The sequence below is a fragment of the Streptomyces colwelliae genome (genome assembly GCF_048158785.1).
Lineage (GTDB): Bacteria > Actinomycetota > Actinomycetes > Streptomycetales > Streptomycetaceae > Streptomyces.
In genome coordinates this window covers 1-419 of the sequence record NZ_JBLTJC010001000.1, presented here as the reverse complement: position 1 = coordinate 419, position 419 = coordinate 1, and the positions used below count along the sequence as shown (strand labels likewise).

The 419-nt window shown below is 68.3% G+C and carries 1 protein-coding gene; it reads right to left on the bottom strand.

Annotated elements, in window-relative coordinates; all coding sequences use genetic code 11:
- Positions 1–419 (bottom strand): HAMP domain-containing protein (locus tag ACNFOC_RS55555; RefSeq protein ID WP_416966464.1); only part of this gene is annotated, 419 nt, incomplete at both ends.

Sequence of the window (419 nt, the reverse complement as noted above, 5' to 3'; positions counted from 1 at the left end):
GGATGGCGCGTGCCAGCGCGCCGATTTCGTCGGCGCGGTCGGAGTGCGGCACCACGATGTTCTCGGCGCCGTCGGCCACCTGCTTGATGGTTGCGGTGATGGCGGAGAGGGGGCGGGCGATCGAGCGGGCGATGATGACGATGCCGATCACGACAAGCGCCAGCGCCAGGCCGCCGAGGCAGGTCAGCAGGAAGGACAGCGTGCGATTGGTCTCGGTCTGCTGCGCGATCTGCCGGGCGCGCTCGGCATAGACCTTGGACAGCGCCTCGAGATCCTTGTTCAGCGCCGAGCGCACGGCGCGGTTGGCGTCGTTGTCGCCCCATTCGCGCCCCGCCGCCGGACCGATCTCGACGCCGCGGCGAACCAGCTCCTTACGGAAATCGACGAACTGCTCGATGCGCTTCTTGAAGGTCGCGAAC